At 63.3% G+C, this 14,471-nt stretch carries 12 protein-coding genes; 4 read left to right on the top strand and 8 right to left on the bottom strand.

The genetic code is table 11. The features are described 5' to 3' along the window. Positions 1-36 precede the first annotated feature (36 nt). Positions 37-1,911: a CHASE3 domain-containing protein gene (locus HUN39_RS10875; RefSeq protein ID WP_175094533.1), complete on the top strand. Its 1,875-nt coding sequence runs from the start codon at positions 37-39 to the stop codon at positions 1,909-1,911. Between the two features lie 7 nt (positions 1,912-1,918). On the opposite strand, the gene HUN39_RS10870 is transcribed toward HUN39_RS10875, so the two are convergent. Genes HUN39_RS10870 through tsaD form a run of 3 tightly spaced genes read right to left on the bottom strand, consistent with a single transcriptional unit; the run spans position 1,919 to position 4,532 of the window. Next, positions 1,919-2,908 (bottom strand): NAD(P)H-dependent glycerol-3-phosphate dehydrogenase, encoded by a 990-nt coding sequence (locus HUN39_RS10870; RefSeq protein ID WP_175094532.1) that lies wholly within the window; start codon positions 2,906-2,908, stop codon positions 1,919-1,921. Further along, positions 2,905-3,456, bottom strand: a complete 552-nt coding sequence (locus HUN39_RS10865; RefSeq protein WP_175094531.1) for a phospholipase D-like domain-containing protein — start codon at positions 3,454-3,456, stop codon at positions 2,905-2,907. The genes HUN39_RS10870 and HUN39_RS10865 overlap by 4 nt, the downstream gene beginning before the upstream one ends. A gap of 11 nt (positions 3,457-3,467) precedes the next feature. Beyond that, a complete protein-coding gene (tsaD, locus tag HUN39_RS10860; RefSeq protein WP_175094530.1) occupies positions 3,468-4,532 on the bottom strand; it encodes a tRNA (adenosine(37)-N6)-threonylcarbamoyltransferase complex transferase subunit TsaD in 1,065 nt (354 codons plus the stop codon). A 358-nt stretch (positions 4,533-4,890) separates the two neighbouring features. Between tsaD and HUN39_RS10855 the strand changes: the two genes are divergently transcribed. From HUN39_RS10855 to HUN39_RS10845, 3 genes are all read left to right on the top strand, one after another. After that, positions 4,891-5,334, top strand: coding sequence for a hypothetical protein (locus HUN39_RS10855; RefSeq protein ID WP_232366041.1), 444 nt, complete (start codon positions 4,891-4,893; stop codon positions 5,332-5,334). 165 nt (positions 5,335-5,499) lie between these two features. Continuing rightward, the gene (gene hemC / locus HUN39_RS10850) at positions 5,500-6,429 is read left to right on the top strand and encodes a hydroxymethylbilane synthase (protein ID WP_175094528.1); all 930 of its coding nucleotides are present in this window, start codon (positions 5,500-5,502) and stop codon (positions 6,427-6,429) included. Further along, entirely contained in the window at positions 6,426-7,142 is a 717-nt protein-coding gene (locus HUN39_RS10845) for a uroporphyrinogen-III synthase (RefSeq protein ID WP_175094527.1), read from the top strand. The genes hemC and HUN39_RS10845 overlap by 4 nt, the downstream gene beginning before the upstream one ends. Here HUN39_RS10845 and HUN39_RS10840 read toward each other — a convergent pair. From HUN39_RS10840 to HUN39_RS10820, 5 genes are all read right to left on the bottom strand, one after another. Continuing rightward, positions 7,118-8,668: a serine hydrolase gene (locus HUN39_RS10840; protein WP_175094526.1), complete on the bottom strand. Its 1,551-nt coding sequence runs from the start codon at positions 8,666-8,668 to the stop codon at positions 7,118-7,120. The two genes, HUN39_RS10845 and HUN39_RS10840, sit on opposite strands and share 25 nt — an antisense overlap. A 43-nt stretch (positions 8,669-8,711) precedes the next feature. Then, positions 8,712-10,121, bottom strand: a complete 1,410-nt coding sequence (gene cysG, locus HUN39_RS10835) for a siroheme synthase CysG (protein ID WP_175094525.1) — start codon at positions 10,119-10,121, stop codon at positions 8,712-8,714. Between the two features lie 142 nt (positions 10,122-10,263). After that, entirely contained in the window at positions 10,264-12,828 is a 2,565-nt protein-coding gene (locus HUN39_RS10830; protein WP_232366040.1) for a TonB-dependent receptor, read from the bottom strand. Between the two features lie 325 nt (positions 12,829-13,153). Then, positions 13,154-13,552 (bottom strand): cytochrome c-554, encoded by a 399-nt coding sequence (locus HUN39_RS10825; protein ID WP_175094524.1) that lies wholly within the window; start codon positions 13,550-13,552, stop codon positions 13,154-13,156. 200 nt (positions 13,553-13,752) lie between these two features. Continuing rightward, positions 13,753-14,376, bottom strand: a complete 624-nt coding sequence (locus tag HUN39_RS10820; protein WP_175094523.1) for an alpha-ketoglutarate-dependent dioxygenase AlkB — start codon at positions 14,374-14,376, stop codon at positions 13,753-13,755. Positions 14,377-14,471: the final 95 nt, after the last annotated feature.

The raw sequence follows: 14,471 nt of genomic DNA, 5'->3' as shown, positions 1-14,471 counted from the left end.
AGAGTGGCGCGCCGTCCATCCAGTCGCCGGAACAAAATGTCTCCGACACGTAAATTCGTCGCTTCTGGACTGTTTGGCATAGCGCTCGGATTCGCGGTGCTTGCGCTTGCCAGCTATGTGGCCGTGCGCGCTGAATTCCAGCGCCACACAGCTGGCGCATGGCTGCGCCACACTATTCAGGTGCAAAGCGATCTTTATCAGCTTTATGGACTGCTGCAGGCCGCCGAGAGCGGTCAGCGCGGTTTTATCATCACTCAAGACGAACGCTATCTCGACGCCTGCGCCGAAGCGGTGCGCAAACTGCCCGTCGTCGTCGATCGCCTTTCCGAGAGCGTAAGAGACAATCCCAAGCAGCTCGAGGCTGTCGCGGAAATGCGGCCGCTGCTTGGCGCAAGGGTCGAGATCATCGATGAAGCGATCGCCGATATGCGCGCGCTCCGGGTCGACAAGGCCGTGCAGCTCGTCAAGTCCGGGCGCGGAAAGGCGCTGATGGACCGGCTCCACGCCATCATCGACACGATGACTGAAAATGAGCACAATCTCAGCGAGGAGCGCGAGCGCGAACTCAACGCGGCCGGCGGCGAGTTTGACGCGGCCGTTTGGGCGCTCGGCGGCATAATCTTCGCGCTTGGCGCATTTTCGCTTCTCAATGCGCAAAAGCAGATGCACGCGCTGCAAATGTCACGCGACTCGTTAAAGACCGCCTACGACCAATTGATTGGGGAAACGACGCGCCGCGAAGCGCTCGAGTCGCAGTTGCGGCAGTCGCAAAAACTCGAAGCGCTCGGCCACCTGACGGGCGGCATCGCGCATGACTTCAACAATATGCTCGGCGTCATCGTCGCGAGTCTGCATCTGCTGCGACGGAAGCTTGGGGATTCGAACGGAGATTATGTTCAACTGATCGATTCAGCGATGGACGGCGCCGATCGCGCCGCCGCCATGGTGCGCAGGCTCCTGGCATTCTCGCGCCGCCAGCCTTTGTCGCCGCGCCCGCTCGACCCCAACAAATTCGTCTCCAGCGTTTCGGACATGGTGCGCCGAACCCTCGGCGAGAAGATCGAACTCGAAACCGTTCTCGCCGGCGGCCTGTGGGCGACAAAAATCGATCAGCACGAATTGGAAAGCGCCATCGTCAATCTCGCGGTCAACGCGCGCGACGCCATGCCGGATGGCGGCAAGCTGACGATCGAGACGGCCAACTGCTATCTTGACGACGCCTACGCCAGCGAAAACATCGAAGTGGCCCCTGGCCAATATGTGATGATCGCCGTGACCGACACGGGTCAAGGCATGCCGCCCGAGGTCTTGTCGCAAGCGTTCGATCCGTTCTTCACCACGAAGCCCGCAGGCAAGGGCACCGGACTCGGCCTTTCGCAGGTCCATGGATTCGTCAAACAGTCTGGCGGTCAGGTCAAAATCTATTCCGAGCCCGGACACGGAACCTGCATCAAGCTCTATCTGCCGCGCTTCAGTCACGTCGAAGCGCCCGCCGAACTGCCCCTACCGCCGCCTCGGCCTCTCGAACTTCCGCTTGGAAGGCCGGAAGAACTTGTGCTCATCGTCGAAGATGACGACACGGCGCGCCGGGTGACCGCGCAGGGTGTGCGAGAATTGGGCTATTCGGTTCTGGAGGCCGAGAACGGACATGCGGCGATCGACATTATTCGCCGTCGCGCCGACATCGCGCTGATGGTCACGGATGTGGTTATGCCCGATATGGACGGCGCCCGTCTCGCGCGCGAGGCGGTGTTTCGCAGACACAGCCTGCGCGTTCTGTTCATCACCGGCTATACGCGCAATGCGATCGTGCACAATGGCGTTCTTGACAAGGACGTCAAGCTGCTCACCAAACCGTTCACTTTGGAGCAGCTGGCGATGAAGATGCGCGAGATCCTGGACTCGAGATAGTCGGCGATCAGTCTTCGGCTTTGAGTGGACGCATCAGCAGCGCTTCGATGGCGCCGTCGACGCTTAGCCGTGAGGAAAGAATGGCGTCAACGGCCTCGGCGATCGGCAGCTCGACGTCATGCGCGCGCGCCATTTCCACCATGACGCGCGCTGTAAAGGCGCCCTCCGCAAGCTTGCCATGCGTGGCGTCTTCCACCGACTTTCCCTGCCCCAGCGCTTCGCCAAGCGCAAAGTTGCGCGATTGCGCCGATCCGCAGGTGAGCACGAGATCGCCCAATCCTGAAAGACCCATCAACGTCTCTTGACGCGCGCCCAACGCGCGCCCGAGACGCATCAGCTCGGCAAATCCGCGTGCGATGAGCGCCGCCTGCGCGCTCGCGCCGAGCCCGCGGCCGTGGCTCATTCCTGCGGCGATGGCGAGAACGTTTTTCGCTGCGCCGCCGATCTCGGCGCCGCGCACGTCGGTCGAGCGATAAAGCCGAAACGTCTTCGTCGAAAGCTCTTCACTCAAGCGCCGGGCTAGCGTTTCGTCATGCGCCGCGAGAGTCACCGCCGTCGGCAATCCTCTGCATACGTCCGCCGCGAAGCTTGGTCCCGAGAGCACGGCGACGTCGGCTTGGGGCAGTTCTTCCTTCGCGACTTCGCTCAGGAACTTGCGCCGGTCGCGTTCGATCCCCTTGGCGCAAATCACAAAGGCGGCGCGCTCGCGCATATGCGGCCGCGCGGCGCGCGCGGTCATGCGGATCGCTTGTGCGGGCGTGACGGCGAGTACGATTTCCGCCTCACGTACGACGGAAATGTCGCTCGTCGGGGCGACGGCGGCGGCAAGCGGCAGACCCGGCAATCGGCGCGTGTTCTCGCGGTCGCGCGCCAGGGCTTCGGCGGCTTGAGGATCGTGCGCCCATAAGGGCACGCGTGCGCGGCCTTGCGCGGCGACATTGGCGAGGGCGACGCCCCAAGCGCCGGCGCCGAGAACAGCGACAGTCGCGCGCGTCATCGCATGCCGATCCGCTGATTGTCCGGACGCGACCACAGCCTTTCAAAAGTTTGATGAAACCGCGCCGCGGCCTGTGGGCTCTCGATCACGATCAAATCATTGTCCTGATAGACTTCGCCGGAGACGCTGAAATTCGCGGAGCCGCTGCGCAAGACGCGACCGTCCACCTGATACGATTTCAGATGCATCAGATCACGCGAGCGGCCTTTGCGGCGCACTTCGACGTTCGGGGCGTCGGCGATTTCCTCGATCACGGACGCGCCGCGCCGCATTTCCTCGCCGTCGAGATAGATCCGCACCTTGACGCCGCGCATGGCCGCGCGGCCGAGCGCCGTCGTCAGAGAGCGGTCGGTCAGAACATAGGCGGCCATGTCGATCGAGCGGCGCGCGTCGTTGATCAGCCGCCCGTCGACCGCGCCGAAACCGTCGCCGGGCCCGTAGAACACGCGCACGCCCGCGAAGGTCGGCTCTTCTGCGAGCAGTCCGGCCGGCTGCGGCGTTGGCGCAAGCGTCATGGCCGCAAGCGCCGCTGAAAAAAGGAGCCGCATCAAACCGCGCCTCAAGCCTTGCCGTGGTGCGATCGGCTCGGCGCGGCGTCGAGCGGCCATCGCGGCCGCGGCGCAAAGTCGAGGTCATCGGTCAATCCGCGCTTTAAGCGCTCGAGACCGGTCCAGGCGATGATCGCGCCATTGTCAGAGCAGAGCGCCGCCGGCGGCGAAATGAACCGCAGCCCGCTTTCGGCGCAAAGCCGCATGAGCGCGCGGCGAATGGCGCCGTTAGCCGCGACCCCGCCGCCGATCACAAGGCCTTGCGGCGCTCGCCCCTCGCTTGCCGTAAAGAGGCGCACGCCGGAGCGCACCCGATCCACGATCACGTCGACGATCGCAGCCTGGAAAGAGGCTGCGAGATCCTTGACGTCCCTTTCGCTCAGCGTCTGCAATCTGAGGATTTCCTGCCGCACCGCTGTCTTGAGGCCAGAGAGGGAAAAGTCGGCCCCTTCGCGGCCAAGCATCGGCCGCGGAAATTCGAATCGCCGCGCGTCGCCTTCAAGCGCCAGCTTCTCGATTTGCGGGCCGCCTGGATACGGCAGCTCCAGCATTTTGGCGACTTTGTCGAAGGCCTCGCCGGCAGCGTCGTCGACGGTGGATCCAAGCCGGCGGTAGTCGCCGATGGCCTTCACCGCGACGATCTGCGTGTGCCCGCCGGAGATGAGGAGCGCCAGAAAGGGAAAGTCCAGGCGGTCCGTGAGCCGTGCGGTCAGCGCGTGGGCTTCCAGATGATTAACGGCGATGAATGGTTTGCCCAAGGCGAGCGCCAAGGCCTTGCCCGCCGTGAGCCCGACGAGAACGCCGCCGATCAGTCCCGGACCAGCCGCTGCGGCGACCGCATCGAGGTCCTTCGCCTCGGTCTTGGCCCGCTCCAGCGCGCGCCTGATCAGTCGGTCGAGGACATCGATATGGGCTCTTGCCGCGATTTCAGGAACGACGCCGCCATAGGCGGCGTGGCGGGCGATCTGGCTCAACACCTCATTGGAAAGGATCTCTCCGCCTTCGCCGCCAAGCCGCTCGGACACGACCGCGACCGCGGTCTCATCGCAAGTGGTTTCAATGCCCAAAACGCGCATGCGAACTCCCTGCGCAAGAAAGCCGCGCCGCTGAACCCTCACCGGCGGAACGAAGCTTATACCGCCGTACGGCGGGAAGTTGGAAAATTGTGTTTAACAAAGGGCTTACATCAATAATTCTTAGCTGTTTCGTCATATCGACGTATACTAACGCAGCGCTAAAGATGGCTCCATTAAATTTCTAAGAATTCGTTGGCATCCCTCTTGACACGATCTCGATTGATACAAGTTGGGTCAGCAGATCGTTGCTCCTCCAACGACGCACATATCTTGAGCTGAGTAGAATTATGGCTAAGGCGAAGAGGTAATTAGCGTCCCGGTTGAGGTTGCTCTCGATCTAAACTGTATGGAGGTGAAAATGGCGTCGAACAAAATTAAGGCCTTGGCGTTAACGTCCACGATTGCGATGGCCGCCGTGATCGGCTCCACGAGTCTGGCCGAAGCGCGCTACTGCCGGGCCCATTACGGCTGGCATCGGCACTGCGGCGGAACTCACTGGGGTTACGCGCGTCCGGTGCGCCACACCTATTGGGGCTACGCGTATCGTCCGGTGCGCCACACCTATTGGGGCTACGCGTATCGTCCGATTCGCTACTCCCGCTGCTATCGGCCTGGCTATTATGGCTACGGTGGCGCCGGCTATTACGGCTCCGCCTGGCCGTCCTATTATGGTTGGGGCGGCGCCCCGGGCTATTACGGATATGGCGGCGGCGGCCTGCTTGGCGCAGGACTCGGCGCGGGTCTCGGCCTCGGCGCAGGTCTTGGCGCGGGCATCGGCAGCGGCCTGTTTGGCTGGTGGTGATCGATTAGCATTCCGCGAGGCGCGTAGAGTACGCTCGCGGAGCTAAAAAGGAACGTCCGCTCCGACGAGCGGACGTTCGCTTTTCGCGGAATGCCGTCGCCACGCTGCTTCCGCTTGCCCTTCGCGCGCTCCCGCCTATAGTCGCGCGGATAACGGCGGCGGATAATGACCTCTCCTCCTTCCCTTCGCATTGGAACGCGCGGCAGTCCGCTCGCCCTCGCCCAGACCCATATGGTCCGCGCGGCGTTGATGCGCGCGCATGGCGGAAGCGAAGCGGATTTCCCGATCGAGATCATCCGCACGACGGGCGACCAGATCCAGGATCGGCCTCTCTCTGAATCAGGGGGCAAGGGGCTTTTTACTAAAGAGCTCGATTCAGCGCTCATCGCCGGCGCGATTGATCTCGCCGTGCATTCATCGAAGGATCTGCCGACGCATTTGCCAAGCGAGATCGTCATCGCCGGCTATCTGCCGCGAGAGGATGCGCGCGACGCCTGGATATCGCGCGGCGGTCTCGCGCTCGAAGCGCTTCCTGCCGGCGCCGTTGTCGGAACCGCCTCGCTGCGCCGCGCCGCGCAGGTGAAGCGCCGACGACCCGACCTCGAGACGACGCTGCTTCGCGGCAATGTCGAGACTCGTCTGAAGAAAGTTGAGAACGGAGAGATCGACGCGACCCTCCTCGCTCTCGCGGGATTGAAGCGGCTGGGTCTCGCCGATCGTGCGACGGCGCTGCTTTCCTTGGAAGAGTTTCCGCCCGCTTGCGGACAGGGCGCGATTGGCCTCACGCGGCGGGCCGGCGACGACGCCACGCGCGATCTGCTCGCGCCGCTCTTCGACGAAGCGACCGGCTTCGCGCTCGCCGCCGAACGCGCCTTCCTTGCGGCGCTCGATGGGTCTTGCCGCACGCCGATCGCCGGCCATGCGCAGGTTCACGGCGCCGAACTGTCCTTCGTCGGCGAAGTGCTCAGAGCCGACGGCGCGGAAGCCTATGTCGTGCGCCGCCACGGCCTCGCGATTGACGCCGCGCTGATCGGCGCGGACGCCGGCAAGGAAATCCTGCTGCGCCTGCCGCATGGCGTCGCGGGGCTTATGTGACGCCGATCCTGGTGCTGCGCGCGGCGACAGACGCCGCGCGCACGGCGGGGAAGCTGCAGGCGCTGGATTGCGTCGCCGTAATCTCTCCTGTGCTGGAATTCGCCGCCACGGACGCGAGCATTCCTTGCGGTGAGTATGACGCCGTCATCGTGACGAGCGCGAAAGGCGTCGAGTTCGCCGGCGATGCGCGCCAGCTCAGAGCGGCGCCGCTGCACGCCGTTGGCGAGAAAACCGCCGAAGCGGCGCGCGCGCGTGGCTTCCAACCAGATATTGTCGCCGGGAACGCCGAAGCCATTCTTCCGCGTCTCCTCGAACGCTATCGGCGTCCGGCGCATTTCCTTTATCTGGCCGGGCGCGACCGACAGCCGATTCTGGAGGCGGGCCTGCGCGCCGCGGGCCTCGAGGTCCACACGGTCGAAGTTTACGAAGCGCGGGCGGCGCGGGCGCTGACCGCCGAGGCCTTAGCCGCCATCGCCGCGCGGCGCGTCACCGCCGCCCTGCACTATTCCCGGCGCAGCGCGGAGATCTTCCTGCAGCTCGCGCAGGCTGCCGGCGTCGCCGATGCATTGCGCGACATGACTCATGTCGCGCTGTCGGAACATGTCGCGGCGCCGCTTCGTAAACTCGGCTTGCAAACCCTTGTCGCGGCAAAGCCGGATGAAGAACATTTGCTGTCGCTTCTATCGACTCAGCTGCGCACGAAAACGCCCTGACCGTTCGCGTTGAAATAGTCGATGGCGACGGCGCTCGCCTTCTCGCCGCCGCTGCGAGAAAACCTTACCGGACTGACCCCGCTGGCGTTTTCTCCCGGAGGCTGAAAGGTGAAAATGTTGTCTGAATAGTGACGCAGCGGATAGGGCGTGGGCGTGGGGCCAAGGGTCAGCGAAAGCCCGTCGGCCGATTCGACGACCCCGATGGGTCCGTAAAGCTCATTGCGGTAGTCGCCGACATATGTCGCGCGCGACGCGCGCGCCGGCGCGCTGGCGAGCGGCTTGGCGTAATCAGCGTCTCGACCGTATGCGGGGACCGCCATCTGCGCAAAAGCCTCGCCAAAGAGCGCGAGCCAGTCCCGTTCGATCTTCCCCGTCAGGACGATATCGAGGAAGCTGCGGCAGATGGTTTCTGGCGCGCCGACCGGCGCGGAATTGCTGAGCACGACAATGCCGAATCGCTCCACCGGCATGACATAGACGCAGGTCGAGGCGCCAAGAGAGAAGGCGCCCGAATGGCTCCAGCGCACCCGCGCCGGACCGCCATAGTCAATGTCCCAACCCAGGCCGTAAAAGGTCGGTCCGCGCATCGGGTCATGGGCGGGTCCTGTGGCGATCTGCGGGAAATGCGTGTCTGCGAGCGCCTCCGGCTTGACGATCTCGCGGCCGTCGAGGGCGCCGCGTCCGAGCTGCATCCGCACCCATGTCGCCATGTCGCGCGCCGACGCCGACGCGCCGCCCGCCGGCGCCTGGGCGTCAGGATCACGCTGTTCGCCGACCACCCATCTGTCGCCGCGGCGCACATGGCCGAATGCGCGGTTCCTACGCGCGGCGAAATCTGCGTGGTGCGAACTGGCGTTCGCCATGCCAAGCGGCCTGTACAGATGTTCGTCGCAAATATCTTCCCAGGACTTTCCTGCAACGTCCGCCGCCGCGAAACCCGCCGCCGAAAACCCCATATTGTTGTACGCGTAATGCGTGCGAAAGCTCGTGTCCGGTTTGATGTAGCGCAACCGGCGAATGATTTCATTGCGGTCGTAGCCGATGTCTTCGACAAGGTCGCCGGCATGGTCGGGTAGTCCGCTGCGATGGCAGAACATGTCGCGCAGCGTGATCTCGCGCGTGACCCACGGATCGCTCATCGCGAATTCCGGCAGGCTCCGCACGATCGGATGATCCCACGAGACGACGCCCTCTCCGACGAGGCTCGCGACAGCCGTCGTGGAGAGTGGTTTGGAAAGCGAAGCGAGCTGGAAGACCGTGTCGGGGTCGACGCGTTCGGCGGCGCCTGCGCGGCGCACGCCGAAGCCTTTCAAATAGAGCACGCGATCGGGCGAGACGACGGCGACCGACATCCCCGGCACGCCGGTTTTTTTCATGACGTCGACGACGAGCCCGTTGAGTTCGTTCAGATGATTTTGGGTCGGCTCGCGAACGGGCGACGGTTTGGAGTTGGCCTTGGCGAGCGCTTTGGGGGACAGCAAGCCGAGCCCCGACGCAAGCAGCGCGGATCGTCTCGTGAAGGCCATATCGCATCTCCGCTCGCGCTTCTTGCCCAACAATAGCGCTGAATCACTTCTCCGCCAGCGCCCAGCCGATCAGAACCATCACCGGCCCGACGATGGTCTGTTCCGCCGCTTTACCCGGCAAATCCGCGATCGTGCCCTTGACCACCCGCTCGTGCGGCGTGGAAGCGCGTTCAATGAGGAAAGCGGGCGTATCATGCGACATGCCCTCCTTCAGCAGACGACGCGACAATTCCGGCAGCGTGCGGTTGCCCATGTAGACGGCCGTCGTCGCGCGTTCGTCGGCGAGCGCGCCCCAATCGAAGTCCTCGGGAAATTCGCCGTCCTTCGTGTGCGCCGTAATGAATTGCAAACGCCGGGCCGTCTCCCGGCTCGTCAGCGACTTGCTGATCGCAGCGCCGCCGGCGCAGGCGGCGGTCACGCCAGGCACGATCTCTATGGAGAAGCCTGCGTCGCGTAATGCGGCGATTTCCTCATTGGCGCGACCGAAAATGAGCGGGTCTCCGCCTTTTAGCCGCACGACGTTCTTGCCCTCCCGCGCGAGCTGGACAAGCAGCGCGCTGATTTCTTCCTGCCGCACCGAGGGCGCGTAGCCGCGCTTGCCAACGTTGATCCGTGTCGCTTCGCGGCGAGCGAGATCGAGAATGCTCGCGGGAACGAGATCGTCGAAGAGCACGACGTCGGCGCCGGCGAGCGCGCGCATGCCCTTCAGCGTCAGCAGCTCCGGATCGCCGGGCCCTGCCCCGACAAGCGTGACGCGCCCGCGCGCCGTGGCCTCGGCGCCGGCGCGCGCCTCTTCGATCAGCGCCGCGCGGTCGTCCTCTTGCGGCGCGCGCTCGATGTCGCGGAAGGCGAGCCGCGTGAAGCGGCGCCAGAAATCGCGGCGCGCCAGAAAGTCGAGTCCGGACGCGCGCACGAGCGGCCGCCAGGCCTGCGCCGCGCGCGTCCAGGCCTGGAACGTCGCGGGCACCAGCGTCTCGATTCGGCCGCGCACCGCCTGTGCGAAAACCGGCGATGCGCCGCCGGTCGAAACGCCGATCACGAGCGGCGAGCGATTGACGATGGCGCCCATAATGAAATCGCTGAGCGCAGGCCGATCGGCGAGATTGAGCGGCACGCCGGCCGCGCGCGCCCATTCGTGAACCTGACGCGCGAGCGCGTCGTCCTCGATCGCGCCAAGCGCCATCGCGGCGCCGGCGAAATCGTTGGGCTCGACGGCGCGCTTGTGAATGGCGACGTTGTCGCGCGCCGCTCCGATCTCGCGCAGCTTGTCACAGGGCGCAGGCGCAAAAACGTCGACCTGCGCGCCGGTCGCGGCCGCCAAGTCGACTTTCCAGGCTGCCGCTTCGCCGCCGCCGATGACGAGCGCGCGCCGCCCGGCAAGCGCGTAGAACACGGGCAGAGTCGCCAGCGGCTGCATCAGATCGGCGGATATTTCGTCGGGTTTGCGAGTCACGGCGTCCTAGGTGCAGGACCAGGGGGCGCGGCGCAAGAGCTTTAACCCGGCGCCGCACGCTTGCGCGGCGTCGAGCTAGGATTTTCACAGGCTCCAAAGGCGGCCATGCAAGCCACCCCGCGGGCAGACAATGTTTCGCTGGCTAGAACCTCGCATTGAGAGTGACATAGGCCGAGCGCGGGGCGCCGGGCATGATGTTGTTGTTGTTGTGCGCCGAGGCGTAGTAGTAGGCGCCGGTCAGGTTCTCGATGTTGAGCTGGCCGGAGATGTTTTCCGTCACCTTCACAAAAAGCGCGCCGTCAATGCGCGCGTAACCGGGCACGATCACCCTGTTGTCGAGAGACGGATAGAAGCTCGAAGCATAGATCACGCCGGCGCCCAATCCGAGAACGCCGGGACCCCCGCCAACGAACGAAGACAAATCGTAACGGTTCCAATACGAGAAAGTGTTTCTCGGAACCGACGGATTGACCTTGCCGACATCCGTGAGAAAGGGCTGCCGCGGATTGAAACCGCGATCGGTCGATACGACGCGCGCGTCCTGATATCCGTATCCAAGCGAGACCTGCCATTCGTCGGTCATATTGCCGACGAGACCGAGTTCGGCGCCCTGCGTGCGCGTATTGGCGAGAACGGAGGTTAGCGCAGTTAGCGTCAATGCCTGGTTCGAACGGTTCAATTGATAGATCGCGCCCGTGAACAACAGCGTCGGCAGGAGCTGCGCCTTGAAGCCGAATTCAACATTTTCAAAGCCCTGCGGCGCCAGGCTCGCGGCCGTCCTCGGCAGCTGATTGAACTGATCGCCCGATTGCGGCAGGAACGAGCGCGAATAGGCTCCGTAGAAAGAGACGATGTCCAAGGGTTTGAAAATCAGACCGAATCTCGGCGACCATTTGTTGTCGAGGCGGCTCTGGTTCTCGAGCGTGATCCCGTCATTGAACCTCATGTGGAAGCTGTCGAATCTTACGCCAGCGAGAACATCGAAATATTTGGTCACCTCGATCTGGTCCTGGACATAGGCAGAGCCAATGTCGAGGTTCGTGTTCCAGCGCCGCGTCGCCGTATCAAAGTAGTTGGTGAAGAAGACCGGCGCGTAAACGGTGGGGGCCCAGAACGGAGTCGTGAGCCTTCGCGGCCCGTTGAGAGGGTTGTTGAATCGCGAGATGTCTCTTCCGGTAAAGGTCCATTGATTGCCAAACTCCGTCCCCACGACCAGCGTGTGACGGATATCGGGGGTCATAGCGAATTTATAGGTCAAGTCCGTCTGGTTGAAGATATTGCGTCGCGGCGTCGGCGCGACGTAACCGTCGAGTCGCGCGACGCCCACCGGCGTGATCGTGATCGGGCTTAGCCCGTTCAGCGCGGGGTTGAGTTGTTGCGACAACTGGCCCAGCGTCTGATCCGGGAATGTGTTCTGATATAGCTTGTCATAATTCGCCCAGGCGAGCTGATTACGGATGTTCAACCCGAATTCAGTCGTATGATCGATCACGAGAGCGGCGCGATCCATGTTGGTCCTGGCGTAGTTGACGTCACGCACGGACGGATTGCCGACGCCGAAGAAGGCCGATCGTGGGGTCGGCAATGGATAGCCCGGATAAATGTTTTCTCCGAGGAACCGGAAACCGCCGAATGACGGCACGCCGCGATCCGCGGTCCGTCGATCGCGGAAATGCTCGTAATTGAACAGCACGAAAGTGTTCTCGAAAGGCTTCCATGACAGCGCCGGATTGACGCCCCAGCGCTCGAGCTTGTCGAAGTCGCGATAACCGTAGGACTGTTCGTAAAGGGCGTTGAGACGCACGGCGATCGTATCGGTGACCGCCCGCCCGAAATCGGCGGTGACACGCTTGCGTCCGAAGCTGCCGCCAACGACCCGTAATTCATTTATCGTTTCGCCGTCGGCTTTCTTGGTGACGCGGTTGACGACGCCGCCGCCGCCGCCGCGGCCGAAGATCAGCGCGCTGGGGCCCTTGATCACTTCGACTGCCTGGATGTTATAGAGATCGCGATAGTATTCCGCGTCGTCGCGGATTCCGTCGATGTAGAAATCCGCACTTGTGGTCTGTCCGCGAATGGTGACCTGATCGCGGTTTCGTTCGCCCTGCTGCACCGTGACGCCGGGAACGTAGGCCAGCGCATTTTCCAGGGCGAGACTGTTGCGATCGTCGAGCTGCTGGCGCGTCAGAACTGTGACCGACTGGGGTATGTCGAGGATCGGCGTGTTGGTCTTCGTCGCGGTCGACATTCTCCCTGCGAAGTAGCCATGAACGTCTGTCGGGTTACGGCCGACATTGGCGACAGCCGCAGCGAAGGCCGCGCTGCCCGCGCCGGTCGAGGTCGCTCCGACAGTCCCGCTTGAAACGGCAGACCCTGTGACCAAGGCGGAGCGCACGGGCGCGACCCGAGCGCTGCGCCGTGCGCCTCCAACGTCGATGGGGGGCAACTTTTGGGCGCCGCTCGCGGAGCGCGCCTGCGAAGCGACAGGCTTCGGCTTCGCCTGGGGGACCGCGCGGGGTTTCTCCGGCGGCGCCTCGACCCGTATCGGCGGCAGGGGCCCGGATTGGGATTGCGCGAGAGCAGGAAGCGTGGGCGTCAGCGCAGCGGCAAGAGTTAGGGCGCCGACCGAAGCCGCGCCTGTCGTCCGGTCAAACGCCGCACCCAGGGAGGAGAGTGTCTGCACCGACAGCAATTGTTTTGGAATCATATCTGCCCCTTCCGCGCGGTTCATATCGCGATTAGGCAATGGTTAAGGTTTGTCTTTAAAAACTGTCAATTACGACAAGGGGCTAGCATGGAAGGCTTCCAAGTATTGTTTCTGATTGTAACTGAGTGTTGCTAAATTACGACACCAAAGCGATTTTTTACTGGAACTCTTTCAAAGACGAAATCGTCACTTTTGTTGACTGTTGTATTTTCGACATAGCCTGAGCCTTGAGCCCCGCGCCTGATTCTTCTCCCATGCAGGAGCGCAACAAAAAGGCGGCCCTGAGAACAGGACCGCCAGAAACGTCACGTCAGATGATGCGCGCTTACTTCTTCTTGCCGTCGGGGCCGAACTGAACGAGATAGGCCCACACGTTCTCCTGGTCCGCATCGTTGGGCAGGCCTTGGAAGATCATCTTGGTGCCGGGAATCTTCGCCTTCGGATTCTTGATGAACTCCTTGAAGCTGGCCTCGTCCCAGACGATGCCGGAATTCTTGTCAGCCTCGGAATAGTTGTAGCCCTCGACGGAGCCCGCCTTGCGGCCGTCGATGCCGTTGAGATGAGGCGCGACGGCGTTCTTGGCGGTTTCACCGACCTGATGGCAGGCTTTGCACTTCGCGAAGGTTTTTTCGCCCGCAGCTGGATCGCCAGCGGCGAGAGCCTGGCCTGCGGATGCGGCGAAAGCGACGCTCGCGGCGAACGTCAGCAGGGAAATAGTCTTCATCCTTGTTCCTTTCCTCATCGGCGTTCGCGACGCGCCCGCCCTTATTAAATGCGCCCGGCCAAATATTGGCGCCTCGCCGACGCTCTTTAGACGGGTTGCAAACTACAACGAAGCCGGCTTTCAAGACAACTACGCCGGAGTTTACGTTCACTGCTCGGGACATTATCCCGGAAGCGGTGAACGCCCGCTGAACCCGAGGCTTAAGTGACGCGCCGAAGCGTCAAATTGACGCGAACGCCGAGCGCCGCCAGCGCTTCCGGCAAAGGCCTGTTGATCGTCGGCAGAATCCTCTCCACGCCGTGATAGCGCATCCTCGCGGGTCCAGAGAGCACGAGCGCGTCTCCGGACGACAGCGCGAACGCCTTGGCGCGATCGCCGCGCCGCGTTCCGCCAAGCTTAAAGCGGCAGTCTGCGCCAAGCGACAAAGAGAGAATCGGCGCGGCGAAATCGGATTCATCCTTATCCTGATGAAGGCCCATGCGCGCCGTTTCGTCATAGACGTTCACGAGACAGGCTTCAGGCGGCTTGTCGTAATGCGTGAGCTCGTTCCAAAATTCGAGAAGCCTTTGCGGCATCGCCGGCCAGGGATTCCCGGTCTGGGGATGGCGCGGCGCGTAGCGGTAGCCCCCTTCCTTATCGCTGACCCAGCCGAGCGCGCCGCAATTGGTCATACGCACCGACATTGGGGCGCCGGTCTTTGGCATGGTCGAGACATAGAGCGGCGCGGCCGCGATGACCTTTGCGATCTCTTCAGCCAGAGCCGTTTGCGCCGCTGCGTCGAGAAAGCTTGGATAGTGGAACGCGCCGGGCGCGATTTCAGGCATGCAGCGACATGTGGCGCCGAACGGGCGTTTCGTCCATCACTGTCGGGACGCCGCCTGCGTACGCGAGCGAGAATAGAGCGCGGCTGCGCAGAACG

Origin of the sequence: Methylocystis silviterrae (assembly GCF_013350005.1) — a bacterium.
Classification (GTDB): domain Bacteria; phylum Pseudomonadota; class Alphaproteobacteria; order Rhizobiales; family Beijerinckiaceae; genus Methylocystis; species Methylocystis silviterrae.
This window is presented reverse-complemented; position numbering and strand designations above follow the sequence as displayed.

What these genes read in the sequence shown, in the direction of transcription:
- HUN39_RS10875 (WP_175094533.1), top strand. Translation starts at nt 37, where the DNA reads ATGTCTCCGACACGTAAATTCGTCGCTTCTGGACTGTTTGGCATAGCG.
- HUN39_RS10870 (WP_175094532.1), bottom strand. Translation starts at nt 2,908, where the DNA reads ATGACGCGCGCGACTGTCGCTGTTCTCGGCGCCGGCGCTTGGGGCGTC.
- HUN39_RS10865 (WP_175094531.1), bottom strand. Translation starts at nt 3,456, where the DNA reads ATGCGGCTCCTTTTTTCAGCGGCGCTTGCGGCCATGACGCTTGCGCCA.
- tsaD (WP_175094530.1), bottom strand. Translation starts at nt 4,532, where the DNA reads ATGCGCGTTTTGGGCATTGAAACCACTTGCGATGAGACCGCGGTCGCG.
- HUN39_RS10855 (WP_232366041.1), top strand. Translation starts at nt 4,891, where the DNA reads ATGGCGTCGAACAAAATTAAGGCCTTGGCGTTAACGTCCACGATTGCG.
- hemC (WP_175094528.1), top strand. Translation starts at nt 5,500, where the DNA reads ATGACCTCTCCTCCTTCCCTTCGCATTGGAACGCGCGGCAGTCCGCTC.
- HUN39_RS10840 (WP_175094526.1), bottom strand. Translation starts at nt 8,668, where the DNA reads ATGGCCTTCACGAGACGATCCGCGCTGCTTGCGTCGGGGCTCGGCTTG.
- HUN39_RS10830 (WP_232366040.1), bottom strand. Translation starts at nt 12,828, where the DNA reads ATGATTCCAAAACAATTGCTGTCGGTGCAGACACTCTCCTCCCTGGGT.
- HUN39_RS10825 (WP_175094524.1), bottom strand. Translation starts at nt 13,552, where the DNA reads ATGAAGACTATTTCCCTGCTGACGTTCGCCGCGAGCGTCGCTTTCGCC.
- HUN39_RS10820 (WP_175094523.1), bottom strand. Translation starts at nt 14,376, where the DNA reads ATGCCTGAAATCGCGCCCGGCGCGTTCCACTATCCAAGCTTTCTCGAC.